16 protein-coding genes and 1 pseudogene are annotated in these 16,130 nt (G+C 69.1%); 10 read left to right on the forward strand and 7 right to left on the reverse strand.

What is annotated here, in order from left to right; genetic code table 11:
- Positions 1-68: 68 nt before the first annotated feature.
- Positions 69-905 (forward strand): GNAT family N-acetyltransferase, encoded by an 837-nt coding sequence (locus RV983_RS36765; protein WP_475990042.1) that lies wholly within the window; start codon positions 69-71, stop codon positions 903-905.
- Between the two features lie 106 nt (positions 906-1,011).
- On the opposite strand, the gene RV983_RS36770 is transcribed toward RV983_RS36765, so the two are convergent.
- The 4 genes from RV983_RS36770 to RV983_RS36785 all read right to left on the reverse strand — a co-directional run bounded on the left by RV983_RS36770 (position 1,012) and on the right by RV983_RS36785 (position 2,803).
- Positions 1,012-1,737 (reverse strand): class I SAM-dependent methyltransferase, encoded by a 726-nt coding sequence (locus RV983_RS36770; RefSeq protein ID WP_475990043.1) that lies wholly within the window; start codon positions 1,735-1,737, stop codon positions 1,012-1,014.
- A 43-nt stretch (positions 1,738-1,780) separates the two neighbouring features.
- Positions 1,781-2,161: a VOC family protein gene (locus RV983_RS36775; RefSeq protein ID WP_475990044.1), complete on the reverse strand. Its 381-nt coding sequence runs from the start codon at positions 2,159-2,161 to the stop codon at positions 1,781-1,783.
- A 121-nt stretch (positions 2,162-2,282) separates the two neighbouring features.
- The gene (locus tag RV983_RS36780) at positions 2,283-2,714 is read right to left on the reverse strand and encodes a substrate-binding domain-containing protein (RefSeq protein ID WP_475990045.1); all 432 of its coding nucleotides are present in this window, start codon (positions 2,712-2,714) and stop codon (positions 2,283-2,285) included.
- Positions 2,672-2,803 (reverse strand): hypothetical protein, encoded by a 132-nt coding sequence (locus RV983_RS36785; RefSeq protein WP_475990046.1) that lies wholly within the window; start codon positions 2,801-2,803, stop codon positions 2,672-2,674. Before RV983_RS36785 ends, RV983_RS36780 begins: the two co-directional genes overlap by 43 nt.
- Before the next feature lie 4 nt (positions 2,804-2,807).
- Between RV983_RS36785 and RV983_RS36790 the strand changes: the two genes are divergently transcribed.
- The 7 genes from RV983_RS36790 (at position 2,808) to RV983_RS36820 (ending at position 7,375) form a co-directional block, all read left to right on the forward strand.
- Positions 2,808-3,029 carry a hypothetical protein gene (locus tag RV983_RS36790; protein WP_475990047.1) on the forward strand — a complete coding sequence of 74 codons (222 nt, stop codon included), beginning with the start codon at positions 2,808-2,810 and terminating at the stop codon, positions 3,027-3,029.
- Positions 3,030-3,214: 185 nt separating this feature from the next.
- A complete protein-coding gene (locus tag RV983_RS36795) occupies positions 3,215-3,436 on the forward strand; it encodes a hypothetical protein (RefSeq protein ID WP_475990048.1) in 222 nt (73 codons plus the stop codon).
- Between the two features lie 312 nt (positions 3,437-3,748).
- Entirely contained in the window at positions 3,749-5,065 is a 1,317-nt protein-coding gene (locus RV983_RS36800; protein ID WP_475990567.1) for an IS4 family transposase, read from the forward strand.
- Positions 5,066-5,102: 37 nt separating this feature from the next.
- Positions 5,103-5,498: an NAD-binding protein gene (locus RV983_RS36805; RefSeq protein ID WP_475990049.1), complete on the forward strand. Its 396-nt coding sequence runs from the start codon at positions 5,103-5,105 to the stop codon at positions 5,496-5,498.
- A gap of 133 nt (positions 5,499-5,631) precedes the next feature.
- Positions 5,632-6,186: a YwqG family protein gene (locus RV983_RS36810; RefSeq protein ID WP_475990050.1), complete on the forward strand. Its 555-nt coding sequence runs from the start codon at positions 5,632-5,634 to the stop codon at positions 6,184-6,186.
- A 178-nt stretch (positions 6,187-6,364) separates the two neighbouring features.
- Positions 6,365-6,742 carry a hypothetical protein gene (locus RV983_RS36815; RefSeq protein ID WP_475990568.1) on the forward strand — a complete coding sequence of 126 codons (378 nt, stop codon included), beginning with the start codon at positions 6,365-6,367 and terminating at the stop codon, positions 6,740-6,742.
- A 210-nt stretch (positions 6,743-6,952) separates the two neighbouring features.
- Positions 6,953-7,375, forward strand: coding sequence for a peptidoglycan-binding domain-containing protein (locus tag RV983_RS36820; RefSeq protein WP_475990051.1), 423 nt, complete (start codon positions 6,953-6,955; stop codon positions 7,373-7,375).
- Between the two features lie 341 nt (positions 7,376-7,716).
- Here RV983_RS36820 and RV983_RS36825 read toward each other — a convergent pair whose 3' ends face one another.
- Together RV983_RS36825 and RV983_RS36830 are read right to left on the reverse strand one after the other, a co-directional pair.
- Complete coding sequence (locus tag RV983_RS36825) at positions 7,717-9,018, reverse strand: FAD-dependent monooxygenase (RefSeq protein WP_475990052.1); 1,302 nt, start codon at positions 9,016-9,018, stop codon at positions 7,717-7,719.
- 513 nt (positions 9,019-9,531) lie between these two features.
- Entirely contained in the window at positions 9,532-10,026 is a 495-nt protein-coding gene (locus RV983_RS36830) for a helix-turn-helix domain-containing protein (protein WP_475990053.1), read from the reverse strand.
- Between the two features lie 152 nt (positions 10,027-10,178).
- On the opposite strand from RV983_RS36830, the pseudogene RV983_RS36835 reads away from it, so the two are divergent.
- Positions 10,179-10,831: pseudogene (locus tag RV983_RS36835) on the forward strand (FAD-dependent oxidoreductase); the annotation flags it as partial.
- Between the two features lie 588 nt (positions 10,832-11,419).
- A complete protein-coding gene (locus tag RV983_RS36840) occupies positions 11,420-12,646 on the forward strand; it encodes a serine hydrolase domain-containing protein (protein WP_475990054.1) in 1,227 nt (408 codons plus the stop codon).
- A gap of 706 nt (positions 12,647-13,352) precedes the next feature.
- On the opposite strand, the gene RV983_RS36845 is transcribed toward RV983_RS36840, so the two are convergent.
- Complete coding sequence (locus RV983_RS36845; RefSeq protein WP_475990055.1) at positions 13,353-16,124, reverse strand: alkaline phosphatase family protein; 2,772 nt, start codon at positions 16,122-16,124, stop codon at positions 13,353-13,355.
- Between the last annotated feature and the right edge of the window lie 6 nt (positions 16,125-16,130).

A 16,130-nucleotide genomic window follows, 5' to 3' on the forward strand; every position in this document is an offset into this window, starting at 1 on the left:
GAGGAGACGGACCGGTTCGTCGCCGCCGTGCTCGACTTCGTCACCACCCACGACAAGGGGAACCACGCATGAGGACCACGGTACCGACCGGCCTGGCCGAAGAGACCGAGATCAGGGCCTATGCCGACTTCGTGACCGGCGCACCCGCGGACGTGCACGGGGCACTGGGCATCGGCGCGCAGGAGTTCGGCTCGGCGCGGGCACTGGCCATTCGCGAGGACCCGAGCCGCTTCTTCAACCGGGCCGGGGGATTCGGGCCTGCCGAGCCGATCACCGCGGACGTCGTGGAGGAGGTGTGCGGCTTCTACCGTGCCCAGGGCGTCGCTCGTGGCTCGTTCATGATCGCGCCGTCACTGCTGCCGTCGGACTGGACCTCGACCGCCGGTAAGTGGAATCTCACCGAGGGCGCCCGTTTCGTCAAGCTCGGATGCGACGTCCAGACCGCGGTTGCCGCGGCCGACGGTGCGGCCGCGCTCGACCCGGACCTGCGCGTCGGTCTCGTCGAGAGCCACCAGGCAGGCGAGTGGGCCACCGTGATGATGGCGACCTTCGGCTTCACCGCGCCGGCCATGATCGACATGGCTGCCGCATGCGTGGGCAGGCCGAACTGGCGGCAGTACGCCGTCTGGGAGGGTGAACGGATCGTCGCGGTCGGCAGCGTCTTCGTGAACGGCGACTGCGCCGACATGTTCGGCGGAGCGACGCTTCCGGAGGCGCGGGGCCGCGGCGCCCAGTCGGCGCTGCTCACGGCCCGCGCCCAGGCGGCCCACGACGCAGGCTGTCGCTGGCTCGTCGCCGAGACCGGAGCGGAAGGCCCGGGCGACCACAACACGTCCCTCCACAACATGCTGCGCACCGGCTTCGAGCCGCTGTACGAGCGGGTCACCTGGGTGTGGGACGAGTAATCGGACCAGAAGGGCCGCCCGCCCGCGGCCGGGTCCTCAGCCCGACCGCGGGTCCTCAACGCCCGGGCCTCGTCGAAGCCGTGGCACGCGCGCCGTCGGCATGAGGTCAGGGTCGCAGGGCGACGAAGACGAGTTCCCTGCCCGGGCGGTCGGGTGCGTCGCGGACCTCTCGCAGTCGGAAGCCCTGCGCGGTCAGGTCGGCCTCGACCTCCTCGCGTTCCCGGAAGCGCAGGGTCGAATCCGACGTGAGGTGCTGCCCGTCCGCGCCGAACACGTAGTGCCGGCGGAACGTGACGAGAGGTGGGCTCACCTCGACCAGTTCGACCCAGCTCTCGACCGTGCCCACCTCCGGGATCCGCGTGACCTTGCGCGAGGCCGCGTCGTTCCACGTCTCCCAGGCGCGCGCAGCCGGGTCCCTGGTCTCGAAGACCAGGCACCCGCCCGGCCGCAGGGCTTCGCGGGCCCCGGTCAGCGTCTGCCGCCAGGCGTCCGGGGCGACGATCGCCTGGGCGACGTTCGCGGTCATGGTGACGAGGTCCACCCGCAGAGGCGGAAGGGCGGTGGTGTCACCACAGATCCAGTGCACGCGTTCGCCGCCCGGCTTTGCCCTGGCCACGTCGATGGAGGCCCGGGCAGGATCGAGCCCGACGACCTCGACTCCTCGATCGGCCAGCAGGAGCGCGAGTACGCCGGTGCCGCAGCCGATGTCCAGTACCCGCCGCGCGTCCGACTCCTGGGCGAGGTCGAGGTAGGCGTCGAGGTCCGTACGATCCGGATCGAGCGGGTCGTAGAGTGCGGCCAGCCGTGGATGCGCGTAGCTCTCGTCGGTCATGTGCCGGAAGGTATCCGGGACCGGCCGGGACGGCTGGTGGGCTTCAATGCGCCGCGGCTCGGTCGGACTCACTGCGAAGGACGCAGAATTCGTTGCCTTCGGGGTCGGCCAGGACTGCCCAGCCGGAGCCGTCGGGATTCCGGTGGTCGGCGACGAAGGTGGCACCGATGCCCAGCAGCCGTTCCACCTCTTGGTCCCGCGAGGTCTCGGGACGCAGGCACAGATGGATCCGGTTCTTGATCTTCTTGGGTTCTGGCACCTCGTTGAAGTACAGGACCGGACCCTCGGGCAGCAGCACCTGAGTCTCCTGAGCACCCGGAGCGTCCTCCGGATGCAGTCGATGGCCCGTCACCCCGCTCCAGAACCGGGCCAGTTCATAGGCATCCGCACAGTCGATCGCCACGTTCTGCACTACCGAAACCATGCAGGGCAGCCTTCCTGACTTCCGCTCCGGACGCCACCGGGTTTGCGCCCGTCGTCCACACACTCGGCTCATGCACCCGTGGGCAGGGCCGGTTCCGGCCCTGCCCACGGGTGGCGCGGACCTACTTCGTGAGCGGCGAGAGCTTGGGGTCGTTGGCGTAGGCCTCGGCCGCGTTGTCCTTGGTGACGATGATCGGCGGGAGCAGGTACGCGGGGACGACCTTGCTGCCGTTGTTGTACGACGTGGTGTCGTTGATCTGCGGCTTGTCGCCCTTCTGCAGCAACTGGACCATCTTGATCGTCTCGGCGACGAGCTTGCGGGTGTCCTTGTTGATGGTCGAGTACTGCACGCCGGCCATGATGGACTTGACCGACTCGACCTCGGAGTCCTGACCGGTGACGACCGGGACCGGCTTGCCGGAGCCCTGCACCGAGGTGATGATCGCGCGGGCGAGGGTGTCGTTCGGGGACAGGACGCCGTCCGGCTTCTTGCCGCCGTTGTACGTCGAGGTCAGCAGGAGTCCATGCGCGACTGGGCGTTCTCCGCCTTCCACCCCTGGATCGCCGTCTGCTTGATGTCGGTCTGCTTCGAGCCGACAACGATGTCACCCTTGTCGATCAGGGGCTGCATCGCGAACTTCATCGACGTGGACCTCATCATCCTGGGCGGCCAAGGCATCGCGCACGTCGAGTCGCGGTACGTCGAGGCCGTCGCATCCGTCCTGGCCGCCCGGCCGCTCGCCCGCCACATCAGGGTCGTGGAGGTCGCGGCCTCCGCACTGGGCACGGACGCCGCCGTCGTCGGCGGTGCCGCGCTGGTCCTGCACGCGGCGTACTCGCCGCAGTTGTCGGCGCTCGTCTCGGCCTGAGGGGGCCGGCGGCCACGCGGTCTTCGGCGGCATTGCCTCAGCCCCCGGCGCCCCGATTCGGTCCGGTGGCGGTCAGATTGTGTCAGACGCGTACTTTCTTGACGCGGCGATCGCCTTTGGGGCTAATCTCTTGCGCCATGTGACCACCTAGACGGTCGATCACGGCGAACGCAGGAGCGCTGACCATGCCCGAGACCCGACTCAAGTGCCGCAATGCCGCCTCCGCCGCTGCCGTCGTTGCCGCGGGCGCGGAGCCCGGCGACCCCCAGCACACCGTGCGGCAGGACGGCCGCCATGTCGTCATCGGCTACGTGGACAAGTGGTGGCCCCTGGACGTCGCCGAATGGGCGGCGCTCGAAGGGCATGCCCGCGACAAAGCCGTGGCGCGGATCATGACCTCCCTGTGACGCTCGAAGACCTCAATCCGCGGAATCGCGCGGGCAGCGCCGAGGCGCGCCAGCCGCGGTGACGGTCTCGGGCGCGAAGGAGAAACCCGGGGGCAAGCTACGTCCCCGAGGTCTTCGGGAGGCTTTAGGGCAAGGCCGTGAAGTTACGTCTTTGAGAGCGCTGACAAGTGTGCCCTGATCTGTGGTTACTCGGGATGTGAGAAGCGGAGCCCCGGTAGAACTGGCAGTCGACCAAGACAGCCGTTCACAGGACCGGAGGCTCCGCTGTCCGATCAGTGTGTCATCACGCGTGAAATCACGGTAGCCAAGGGCCTGTTCGCGCCCGGACACCTCGGAGAACTCACCCAGATCGTCCCGTTCGAGATGGTCGACGAGGCCTTGGAGGAGACCGGCGCCGTCCAGCAACGACTGCGGAAGATCCCCGCCCGGGTGGTGGTCTATCTGTTGCTGGCCGCAGCCCTGTTCGAGGACTGCGGGTATCTGGCTGTTTGGCGCAAGCTCACCGCCGCGCTGGAGGCGATACCGGTCGCGAAGGTCACAGGCACGGCGCTCTGGGACGCCAGGACCCGTCTGGGGGTCCGTCCGATGCGGGCCCTGTTCGACCTGCTGCGGGGGCCGGCCACGGCGATTCGCACCGACGGTGCCCGCTTCAAGGGCCTGCTGACCGTCGCGATCGACGGAACCTACCTCGACGTCCCCGACAGCCCGTTGCACCGGGCCCGCCTGGACAAGACCACGAATCAGTACGCGACCTCCGGCTACCCGCAGATCTGCCTGGCCACGCTCGTGGCGTGTGGCACCCGCGCGGTCCTGGACGCCGCCTTCGGTCCCCGCTCCAGCGGCGAGACCGTCCACGGCAAGCGGCTGATGCGCTCCCTGCGTGCCGGAATGATCGTCCTGCTCGACCGAGGTTTCTCGGGGAACACGTTCCTGGCCGCCGTTGCCGCCACCGAGGCCGCTTTCCTCGCCCGCGTCACGGCAGCCCGCAAACCGCCGGTCCTCGACCACTTCGACGACGGCTCCTACCTCTCCCGCTTCGGCAGCACCAAGGTCCGCATCATCGAGTGCGAGATCACCATCACCACCAGCCAGGGTCGCCAAACCGGTCTGTACCGACTGGCCACCAACCTCCTCGACCACCACCGCTACCCAGCATCCAGCCTGGTCAGCCTCTACCACGAGCGGTGGGAGATCGAGTCCGCCTATTTCGCAATCAAGAAATCGATGCTCAGCCGCAGGGTCCTGCGCTCCAGGACCTGGGCCGGCATCGCCCAGGAGGTCTACGCCCTGCTCAGCGCCTACCAGATCCTGCGAATCGCGATCGCCGACGCCACCGAGGCCACGCCCGGCGTCGATCCGGACCGGGCCAGCTTCAGCATCGCTCTTCAAACGGCCCGCGACCAGGTCATCCAGGCCGCGGGCATCATCGCAGACACCACGATCGACCTCGTCGGGGCGATCGGCCGGGCTGTCCTGGACCACCTCATGCCCGCCCGCCGCCTCCGCATTAGCCCCCGCGCCGTGAAACGCCCCCTGTCCCGATACGCATACAAAAGCCTCCGCGTCGACCGACGCACCTACAAAGCAACCCTCAGCATCAACATCTTGACGCCAACGATCAGCCCCTAACTTCACGGCCTTGGGCTTTAGGGGCGGAAGCCGTCGAGTGCGAGTTCCAGCAGCCGGTGACGAGGACGGTCCTGTCTGGTTCGCCTCGGGACCGGTTCTGGAAGAGGGGGGGCTGCAAGATCATCCATCGCCACACCACCCGAAACGAGCACGAGGTCGCTACCTCGACGAGCCTCAACGACATCTCCCGCGACGTCACGATCGGGATGGCCGCCCGCGATTTCAGCTGAACACCGCTCCCTCACCGGCCGCGAACCCCTGCGGGGACCTGGATCTGGCCCTCGACGCGGCCGCGGCCGGCGGGGTCCCGCTCCCGGTCACGGGCGTCGTGCAGCAACTGCTCCAGGCGTGCATCTCGACCGGCCTGGGCGATCTGGACTTCATGGCCCTCCTCATCCGCCTGCGGCGCGAGGCCGGCCGGATTCCCACCTGAACGCGAGCCGCTGCCTTGAGGGCAGCGGGCGTTGAAGACGCCGAAGTGCAGCGCGCGTTGGCGCAGGGTGCGGTTGGTCTCGCGCGTACGCGGCCATCGGGGCAGTGGCGGCCTGTCAGGTCGCCCGTAGGCTGTGGCCACGCTGCTGATCCATGGCGGGGACGCTCTGCCTGACGCCCCTGAACTGCGCACTGGCGGAGTGCCGCTTCCGGACGGATTCGTCTGGCCGACATGCCGTGAGTGCGGCGAGCCCATGCAGTTTCTCGCCCACCTGCCCCTCGATCCGGGGGTGGTCCCGGTGTTCTTCTGCCAGAACGCCCCCGGTATGTGTGATGACTGGGACGCCACCACCGGCGCCAACCGAGCCTTCGTTTTCCGGGGCCGGCTCACGGCGGCTGCCGTCCCCGCCGACGGCGAGACGCTGCTCAGTGCGGTCACCGCAGTGCATCCCCACCCGGCTGACACGCCCACCGCAGAGCCGGTCCTGGGACGCCTGGGTGGTGAACCCGACTGGATCCAGGGTGATGAGACTCCCGACTGCCCCTCCTGCGCGGTCCGAATGACATTCACGGCCGAACTCGAAGAGGGAGCCGACCTCGCCACCTCCGCCAACTTCGGGGGAGGTGGCCGCGGTTGCATCTTTCACTGCTGTTCCTGCAGCGAGGCCGCCTTCCTCTGGCAGCGATGAAGGCCCCCTGTCCCGGCTGTGCCCTGGCGGAGGCTGTCTCCCCGTTGATCGGCCGGGATGGGGTATGCGTGCGCAGGTACTCCCTGATCGCGAGGGAGGAGTACGCCGTTCGGCCAGGACCACATCGTGCCGGGTGGCAGTCCCCGTCCATCGATCAGTCCGTGAGATCGTCGTGCTCATGATCGAGTCATGGGTGATCGACGACGACAACACTGTCCTGACGCCTCTCGATGTGGTGCCGGAGATACTCCGGGAGAGGGTCAGCAGAGGTCTGCTGGAGACGTCGCTGACCAGTTCGCGCGGGCGATCGCTGGCCTTCGTGACGAACACCGAGCGGGCAATGGTGATGTTGCTCGGCGGCGAGGGCGATCCCGGCGAGCATGCCGTGGACCCGGGAGGCGATGGATCGAGCGTGGGGTTCGTTCTCTCCAACGGGCAGCAGGACGAGTACCCGGACCAGGACACCGTGCCCATCGGTGAGGCCTTCAGGATCGTGGAACACATGGTCAGCACGGGATCCTGGCCGGCGGACGCGCGCCGGCGCGTCAACCGCTGAGACAGCGGCTGACTGCCGGGCCCGTATGAGGAAGACGGCTTCGGATCTCCCGTGACCATGACCAGATTACGTCGTTGTCATTTGTCATGCGCACTGCCATTCTGATCCGGTCCGCGAGACCGTAGGTGACGCCTCGACTCCATGGCGTCGCCCTGTCCGGGAGGCTTGATGAGGAAGTCCTTAAGCGCTGGAATCCTGTCCGTGGTGTTCATGGCGGCAGCCAGCCTGTTCGGCTCGGCCCCCGCGGCCTCCGCCGCCGAGGTCCCGTGCAACGGCTTCACCAACGTGCTTGCTTGGGGGTCCTGGTACCTTCATGTGCCGTCGACGAGCGGAGGCTCGGGAAACTACAACTGCGTAGTGGTCCGGGGAAACCACAACATCGCCGTGCTGGCCGTGCAGGAGAGTCTGAACGCCTGCTTCGCCCAGAGCATCGGGGAGGACTCCGACTTCGGCCCCGCCACCGAGCAGGCGATGAAGAACGCCCAGACGAGGATCAACCAGTACTGGGGCAGCAACGTGCTGGGCGTGGACGGCCGCTTCGGTCCCAAGACCAGCTCCTACTTCGATTTCCAGGCGTACGACTACAGTGGCGGCCAAGACGGCGCCCACACGGGCATCTGCTACGGGCGATAGCCCAGGACGTGTCCGTACGGCGGTTCGCCGTACGGACACGTCGCCTGTCGTGCTGCCCGGCTATCCGAACCGGTCCCCCTGCGGCGATCCGCAGCAACCGCCTGCCCTCGTCCTCGTCTATCTCACGGACGCGTACGCGCTCCGCCGCGGTCACAGCCCGACGGTCACGAGCTACCCGGCACGAACACGTCCCGCCGCATGGACGACAGAGAGCCGTTCCGACGAGCGGCGCACTGACAACTGCCGTCAGACGAGACGGGCGAGCGATCCGGCGGCATGAGCGGAGGCCGTCCGACGGTGTCCTATCGAATCGTGGCTCCTCTCCACACGTGATGTGACGCCTACGGCCTGGCGGACGAGGTGATCGGTGATCCGGCCGGGGCTGCGGAGTCCGGCGCCCCCGCGTAGTCGGGCAGCTCGATGCCGTTGATCGCGCGCCCGACCAGCTCGGCGAACCACTCGCCGGCGAAATCGGGGCCCGGCTCCGCGTCCGGCCCGGGGACGTCGCGGGTGCGGGCGTTCAATCGGCCGATCTCCTGGTTGGCCTCGACGAACGAGCGCATCCGCGCCTCGTAGCGGGCGAACCCGGTGCCGGGGTCCCACTCGGCGGCGGCCAGCTCGCCGGCCAGCACGTACGCGCCGACCAGTGCCAGCCCGGTGCCCTGGCCGGACATCGGCGACGAGCTGAACGCCGCGTCCCCGAGCAGCCCCACCCGTCCGCTCGACCAGCGGTCCATCATCACCTGGGCGACCTGGTCGAGGTAGAAGTCCGGGGTGTCGTCCAGGTGCGCGAGGATGTCGGGGGCCAGCCAGCCCAGGCCGGCCATCCGGCTACGCAGCAGGCGCTTCTGGGCCGCGACGTCACGGTAGTCGACGTCGAAGTCGGCCGAGGCGAAGTAGAACATGGCCATCGCCCGGGTGGCGTCCTGGATGGGTCGCAGGAGGGCTGAGCGCCCGGACTCCTGGTCCTGGTACTCGAGCAGCCAGCGGTCCAGCCCGAACTTGTTGGGCACACTGTAGAAGGCCAGCACATGCCCGAGGTGGTGGAGGAACCGCTCATGCGGCCCGAAGACCATCGCCCGCAGCGCCGAGTGCAGCCCGTCGGCTCCGACCACCAGCTCGAAGCGTCGCCGGTTGCCGCCCGCGAAGACCACGTCGACCCCGTCCGCGTCCTGGGCGATCTCGGCGATTCGGTCGCCGAAGATGTACTCGACGCCGTCACGGGTGTCGTCGTAGAGCACCTGGGACAGATCCCCGCGCAGGATCTCGACGTCCGCGATGAACCCGTCGCCACCGTCGTCGTCCGCGCGGAAGGTCTCCAGCACCTGCCCGTCCGCGTCCACGGTGTACGCGCCGGCGGTGTCGGTGCACACCGCGCGGACCGCCGCGTCCAGCCCCATGCGCCCGATGACCTCCTTGGCGACCCCGCGCGCGTCCACCGCCTGCCCGCCGGGACGCAGCTCGGGAGCCCGCTCCACCACGGTCACCTCGGCCCCCCGCCGACGCAGCCAGTGGGCCAGCGCGGGTCCCGCGATGCTCGCCCCCGCCACCAACACCCTGGGACCGCTCACCCGCGTCCCCTGCTCGCCCGTCCGGATCGTGCGCTCCCGCTCGGGGTCGTCGACGCCCATCGCTGCCTCCATGTGCTTCTTCCCGCGCTGGAACGTTCCCGGCACAGGCCACCGCTGTCGGTGGATCCATCAGGTTCGACTGCGGATCCGCACAAGACTCATCGCTACGGCCGACATCGCGTCCACGCTCCCGCGAACATCCTCTCCGATGGGACTCGCATCAGCCTGGACTGGTGCAAACCAGGCGAACCACAACTGCGACGGTCCAGCGGGCGCTGACCGTGGCTCGGGAGTCGGGGTGTCGTCTGCGAATGCGTGGTCACCAGGGTCCTTCTGTGAGCGACTACTACGACCTGTTCCTGGCGGTCGACCTGCCTCACGAATACTCGACCACGCGAGACCGGGTGGGGTACGTCAGTGACTCCGGTCCCGGCCGGACCAGGCATCTCGTGTGCTACGAGGACCGCTTTGATCTTGTTGATGTCCGCCCGGCAGGCGGGCGGAAGCGTCTTCCCTGGAGGTCGCGGTAGCCCGCCACCGGCCGGGCCCGACAGCGCCCCAGCCTACGGAGGCGGCCCCCTGCAGTCAGCGGAGGTCCGGGCACTCCTCGGCAGAACCCTGTGAAACGGGCCGCCATACTCCGTGGTCCTCGCGAATGCTCAGGCGATCCGCTTCCTGCGCGGCCTCGATCAGCTGAGCGGTGGTCAGGGGTACGGCGGCCGTGAAGACTCGCCCGAGGTGGTGGCAGTGGAGCATCGGGCGGAGTTCCTGCGAATACGGCTCACCGGCCACCGCGAAGAGATCGGGCAGGGTGCAACCGAGCGGACCAGCTATGGCGGACAGTTGCTGCCGGCGGTGCGTACTCGGGTCGAAACGATGGACCAACCCGTGCAGCGTACTGCGGGCGAGTCCCGTGAACGGCAGTTCGCGGATGCTGAAGCCGCGATTGCGGAGCAGCGCGACGAGCACGGTGGCCAGCCTGGTCTCGGCGGGACGGCGGCCCGGTAGTTCGGGGCGGACGAAGGGCTCTGGAGCGGCAACCCGCGGCAGCGAGCGGACGAATATCTCGAGCGCGGTCAACCGCGCATGGTCGCAGTGGCTGACGCGGTATGCGAACTGCCCAGGCGTGGCCGCGTGGCACTGATCGACCGCGACCTGGACGAGCTCAAGCGGCTGCGCACGCGGCGCGCACCGGCGTCCGGGTCGGTGCCGTCGAGCAGGACGCGCGCCGGGTCTCGGTCAGCCTCGAGTCAGGCGTACCGCTGGAGGCCGACGTCCTCCTTGTCGCCGTCGGGCGGGGACCCCGTACTGCCGGCATGGGCTTCGAGGAGGTCGGTGTGACACTGGACCGTGGATTCGTCCGGGTCGACGACACCCTCCGCACCCTGGCCCGGGGGTCTTCGCCGTGGGGGACATCGTTCACGGGCTCCAGCTCGCGCACCGCGGCTTCCAGCAGGGAATGTTCGTCGCGGAGGAGATCGCGGGTCTCCGCCCCACGCCGGTCGCCGCCGCCTGCATTCCCCGCCTCACCTATTGCGACCCGGAGATCGCGTCCGTCGGCCTCACGGAAGCACAGGCGAAGGAGAAGTTCGGTGCCGGCCGGGTGGAGTGCGTCGAGTACAACCTCGCAGGCAATGGCAAGAGCCAGATCATCGGCACGTCCGGCTTCGTGAAGCTGGTCCGCGAGAAGGACGGCCCCGTGGTGGGTGTCCACATGGTCGGCGCGAGGGTGGGCGAACTCATCGCGGAAGCACAGCTCGCGGTCGCCTGGGAGGCCCATCCGGACGATATCGCCTCCCTGGCGCACGCCCACCCGACCCAGAACGAGGCATTGGGGGAGGCGTTCCTCGCCCTCGCGGGCAAGCCGCTGCACACACACGGATAGCGCCCGACCCCCCCCGGCGCTCCGGAACGGCGGCGTCTTCTCCAACACCCTCACCGCCAACACCGCCCCCAGCTGCCCACCGCGGCGTACGACCCCGCCTGGACCTGCAACAGGGTCGACTCCTGGGCCAAGCGCCGGCTTGTACTCGTCAACGACGAGCACCCCGTCAGTTCGGGTCTCGTCATGGCTGCCCCCGGTCACCCCGTAGCGGCGTCGAAGGGAACGCGAGCTTGAAGGCAGCCGGGGCCGCGTCCGCGGTGCCCGTGAGGGCAGACGTGCGAGGACCCCCCCTTGGCGCGGTCCGTGAGTTATTGGCTCAATCACGCTGGTCGCCCAGCGGATCGCGGTCGTGACCGGTGGCGCTTCCGCTATGGTCGCCCGGCCAAGCCCACGCGCGACGCGCTGGACTGACGGAGGGGGGACACCTCGGTGGCTGTCCCATGGCGCGCGGTTCGGTGCCGTTTCCTGCCCGCGTGTCACAACTCGCGTACGGGCCTGGTCCATTGCTGTGGGGCGACGAGCGATGCGGGCTTTTGGGCCCGGGGTCGTTCGTCCTCCCCCACCCCGACCGACGACAGAGAGAACCGGATGCGTCTCACCATTGCGAGCACGATGCTCGCCGGCACCGCCGTGATCACCACTCTGGCCGCCTCGCCGGCCGTCGCCGCGACGCCGTCCCTGCCCCGCCCCGACATCGCGGGCGTTCTGGCCGTGCAGAAGCAGGCCATGGCCGACGGCGCCCCGGGTGCCCTGACCCGTATCGACTCGGGCACCTCGAGCTACCGCATCTCCATGGGACTGGCGGACACCGCCGCCCGCACGGCGATGGACGCGGACCGCCGGTTCCGCGTCGGCAGCGTCTCGAAATCCTTCACCACCGTGGTGCTGATGCAGCTGGTCGCCGAGGGGCGCGTCGACCTCGACGCCCCGGCCAACACCTACCTGCCCGAGCCGCTGCCGGACGACCGCATCACCGTGCGGCACCTGCTCAGTCACCGCAGCGGCCTGTGGGACTACACCAACGACATGTTCTACGACACCGTTCCGGGCTTCGAGTCCGTGCGGAACAAGGTGTTCACCTATCAGGAGCTGATAGACCTGTCGACGGCCCACGAGCCGACCAACGAGCCGGGCGCGGCCTACAGCTACTCCAACACCAACTTCGTGGTGCTGGGCGAGATGATCGAGCACCTCACCGGTGTGCCGATGGCCACCCAGTACCAGGAGCGGATCTTCAAGCCGCTCAAGCTCAAGAACACCTCCTACGTCCACCCGTCCACCGCCATCTCGGGCTCCTCCGCCCGCGGTTACCTGCGACCGGACGACACCACGCTGCCGCTGGTGGACTCCACCGAGCAGACCGTCTCGTGGGCTCAGTCGGCCGGCGCGGTCATCTCCGACGCCGCCGACCTGAACCGCTTCTTCTCCGCGCTGGTCTCCGGAAAGCTCGTCCCCGAGGCGCAGCTGCAGCAGATGATGACCATGGTCCCGGTCAACGCGGACGGCACCCAGTTCTACGGACTGGGCCTGCGGGCCAGGAAGCTCTCGTGCGGTGTGACGGTCTACGGCCACACCGGCACGGTCCAGGGTTTCTACACCTACGCGTTCAGCACGCCCGACGGCAAGCGCAGCATGACCTCGATGGCGAACACCTCCAACAACGGAACGGTCAACACCGTCCTCGGAGGCACGCTGGAAGCCGCGTTCTGCGGCACCGCGGGCACCACGGGCGCCAAGGCCGGCCTGGCCAAGTCCTCCGAAGGCGACACGTTCACCGAGGACATCGCCCCGCAGGTCGTCCGCCACAACCGGTGATCGCCGTCTCCGGTTGACCATGTCCGCCGCCGCGCGCCGTCGTCCCCCGGCTGGTGCGCGGCGGCGTTCTGACAGCGGGCGCCGCCCGCTGGCGCCGGCGGCAGTGCAGCACACCGAGGGGGCCCACGTCCTGCCTCCGGGGGCGTAGTCACAGGCCGTGCGGCATCCGCTCCCGGACAGGCCTTCTTCCCGACCCCTCACGCGGCACTCCGCATCGAGTTCACCGGCCGAGAGCGCTGCCTCCCACCGCAGGGTCCGTGCCCGGTGCCGGCACACCTTCGCCCGCAGGGGAGCTCGGAAGATCCTCGCGACTGCCGCCTGAGGGGCGATCAGGCCGGCGGAAGGTCGTAGCGGATGAATCCGTTGAACCGTGCGACCTTGTCGTACAGGGCGCGGGCGGAGGTGTTGCCCTCCTGTGTGGTCCAGTACAGGCGCGCGGCGCCCCCGCTCCCGGGCCGCCCCGGCAACCGTCTCGATCAGCGCACGCGCCGCACCCCGGCCCGCCGGCCCCTGTCCGTTGAAGGCGGTGGCCGGCGCGGTTGGTGTCGGCCGTGGTCCAGCTGTCGAGGTCCCCCTGTCCCCTCAGTGCGGGCCGGATGCTGACCGACCGTGCTGCGCCGCGGGTAGCGGCCCTGACATGCCGAAGGGTGGGGCCCCCTGCCCGGCGGAGTGCACCGGACAGGGGCCCCGATGTGATCGGCCCGCGTCAGCCGTCGGTCTCCGCCGACGGGATGTACGCGCCCGGCACGTCGTCAGGGGCGAAGACACGGTCCTCACCGGGGTAGGGCTTCGACCAGGCGTGCGTCTCGTACCACGTGAGGTGGTTCATCTGCGCGGGGTTGGCGAAGTCCGGCTTGGCGTTCGGCCCGGTGAGGCGCTGCTTGGACTTCCAGGAGTCCCACTGCGCCGCGAGCGCCTGCTTGTCCGCCGGCACCTTCGTCGACGGCACGGGTGCCGCGGCAGGGTCCTGGGGTGCCGGGGTGTCGAGGCCGCAGGCGGGCGCGGTCTTCACGCCGTCGGTGAGCGAGGTCCGGTTGGGCAGCGCCGTGAAGGGGGTGTAGTCCGGCTTCTTGGCGAACGCCCCGGTCATCGGGGTGGCCGCGCTGTCCTTCTGGTTCATCGGGTGGATCCCGAGGATCTGCTCGATGGTGCGGATCATCGTGATCTGCGAGTAGTAGCGGCTGTCGACCGTTCCGTGCCCGGCCCAAGGGCTGATGATCTGGATCGGTGCACGGTGGCCGTCGACGTGGTCCAGCCCGGCCTGGGAGTCGTCCTCGGCCACGAAGATCGCCGAGTCCTTCCAGTACGCGCTGTGCGAGATCTCGTCGACGATGCGGCCGACCGCGAGGTCGTTGTCCGCGACCTGGGCGGCCGGGCCGGCCGTGCCGCCCGTGTGGTCGCTGGAGAGCCAGAACATGTTCAGGTTCGCGGGACCGTTCTGCTCGAAGTCCCGCTTCCAGATCTCGGCCCGGTACACGTCGGGGACGCTGGTGTCGAACTTCGGGAAGCCCGGCACCGAGACGCTGTTGAGCGACGGGATGGGCGAGGACGACGTCAGCTTGTAGGCCGTGTCGTCTCCGGTGGCCTGCATGTTCTTGGTGTCGCAGTACAGGTTCTGCCAGCTGGCGCCCGTCGGCTTGGTCAGGAACTGGTGGAACTCGCCGAAGTCCCGGACCGACTTGCCGGCCGCCTGCGCACCGGTCCACAGGAATCCGGTCCGCTGGTGGCCGAGCGCGTCGTCCTCGGTGTCGTAGCTGCGCAGGTACTCGCCGGCGGAGGACTCGGTGTACTCCGGGTTGTCGGCCTGCATCAGCCAGTTGTGGCCCTCGGCGGAGTTCGTGCCGATGTCGTAGGTGTTGTCGTACAGGCCGAACTGCCGGGTCAGGGCGTGCTGGTTCGGGGTCACGTTCTCGCCGAACTGGGCGAGCGAGGGGTCGCCGTTGCCCTGCGGGATGTCGCCGAAGACCTGGTCGTAGGTCCGGTTCTCCTTGACGATCAGGAAGACGTGTTTGATCGTCGAGGGGTCGCCGAGCCGCTGCGGGACGGCCACCGGCTTCGGGCCCTTCCCCTTGCCCTTGGCGAGCTTGACCGATCCGCTGGTCCAGCCGTTCTGCCGGAAGACCTTGGCGGTCTCGGCCTTGACGACCTTGTCGCTCGGCAATGTGAAGCGCTGCAGGCTCGACGTGGTGTCGTGGGTGCCGTGGCTGCCGCTGGTGGTGGGGCGGCGGGCGTCGATGCCGCGGGTGTTGGAGACGACCACCTGGTTGCCGACGGTGGCGATCTCCGCGGGGAAGTAGTCGGTCGGGAGCAGGCCGACGTAGCTGACCGGCTCCTGCGCGGACTTGTAACGGTAGACGGCGACCGCGTTGGCCCGGCCCAGCGTCACCAGCAGACGGCCGTCGTCGGTGAGCGTCACCGCGTTGGGCTCGTAGCCCACCGACGCCTCCGGCCACGGCCGGGTGGCGATGGTCTGCACGACCTTGTCCTTGCGGGTGTCGATGACCGACACGTCGTTGGTGGCGGTGTCCGTGACGAACAGCGCCCCGTTCTTGGCGTACACCGCGGTCGGGTGCAGACCGACGTCGATGCTCCCGACGGCCGCGGCCGGGTTTGCCAGGTCGATGACGCTGACGGTGCCGGTGGTGGTGGCGCCGGTGGAGGGATCGGCCGGTACCTGGGTGCCGTACGAGTTGATCGTGGTGTCGCCGGCCTTCGCCGGACGCCCGCCCTCGTTGCTCACGTACAGCTTGCCGCCGACCTGGGCCATGCCGCGCGGGGCGTTGCCCACGGCCCAGCTCTGGTTGACGGTGCCGGTCGCCGTGTCGATGGCGACCACGCGGTTCTGGCCGTTGACCGCCGCGTACACGGTGGAACCGTCGGCCGAGAACACCGGCTGGGCCACCAGGGCGTGCTTGGCGCCGTCCGCGGGGATCTTGACGGACACCGGGTTGGCCAGGGTGCCGTCCGGGTTCACCGTGAACTTGGTGTAGCCGTCGGTCTGGCCGAGCCACAGCTGCGTACCGTCGGGGGAGTACGTCGGGCCTTCCTGGCCCACGTCGTTGCCGGCGATGCGCAGGTCCGCCGTGGCGGAGTTGCCGACGAGCTGCTGGACCTTCCAGTTCTTCACGTCCACGACGGCGAGCGCCATGCCGCCGTCGGTGACGGAGGCCGCGAGGTGGCTGCCGTCCGGGCTGACCGTCGACGACATGATCTTGCCGTTGTTGATGACCAGCCGCTCACCGTACGGATCGAGGTACTGGTCGGCGGAGACGACCTGGCCGTGGTGGGTGATCTGGCCGACCTGGTCGTGGCCGAACTGGGTGGTCTGTGCGAACCCGATGCCGGTTCCGGTGGCGAGGACGACGGCGGTGGCGGCTGCCAGCGTCAGGCCTCTCCGGCTGCCGAACCGGCGGCCGAGGAGGCCGTGGAGGCCTCGGGCGTCCTTCTCGACACGGACACGGCGACGTGTTACCTGCATGTTCGG

It is taken from the genome of Streptomyces sp. RLA123 (assembly GCF_056270165.1).

Coding starts and splice junctions, on each gene's coding strand:
- RV983_RS36765 (WP_475990042.1), top strand. CDS start 69: ATGAGGACCACGGTACCGACCGGCCTGGCCGAAGAGACCGAGATCAGG.
- RV983_RS36770 (WP_475990043.1), bottom strand. CDS start 1,737: ATGACCGACGAGAGCTACGCGCATCCACGGCTGGCCGCACTCTACGAC.
- RV983_RS36775 (WP_475990044.1), bottom strand. CDS start 2,161: ATGGTTTCGGTAGTGCAGAACGTGGCGATCGACTGTGCGGATGCCTAT.
- RV983_RS36785 (WP_475990046.1), bottom strand. CDS start 2,803: ATGAAGTTCGCGATGCAGCCCCTGATCGACAAGGGTGACATCGTTGTC.
- RV983_RS36795 (WP_475990048.1), top strand. CDS start 3,215: ATGCCCGAGACCCGACTCAAGTGCCGCAATGCCGCCTCCGCCGCTGCC.
- RV983_RS36815 (WP_475990568.1), top strand. CDS start 6,365: ATGATCGAGTCATGGGTGATCGACGACGACAACACTGTCCTGACGCCT.
- RV983_RS36820 (WP_475990051.1), top strand. CDS start 6,953: ATGGCGGCAGCCAGCCTGTTCGGCTCGGCCCCCGCGGCCTCCGCCGCC.
- RV983_RS36825 (WP_475990052.1), bottom strand. CDS start 9,018: ATGGAGGCAGCGATGGGCGTCGACGACCCCGAGCGGGAGCGCACGATC.
- RV983_RS36840 (WP_475990054.1), top strand. CDS start 11,420: ATGCGTCTCACCATTGCGAGCACGATGCTCGCCGGCACCGCCGTGATC.
- RV983_RS36845 (WP_475990055.1), bottom strand. CDS start 16,124: ATGCAGGTAACACGTCGCCGTGTCCGTGTCGAGAAGGACGCCCGAGGC.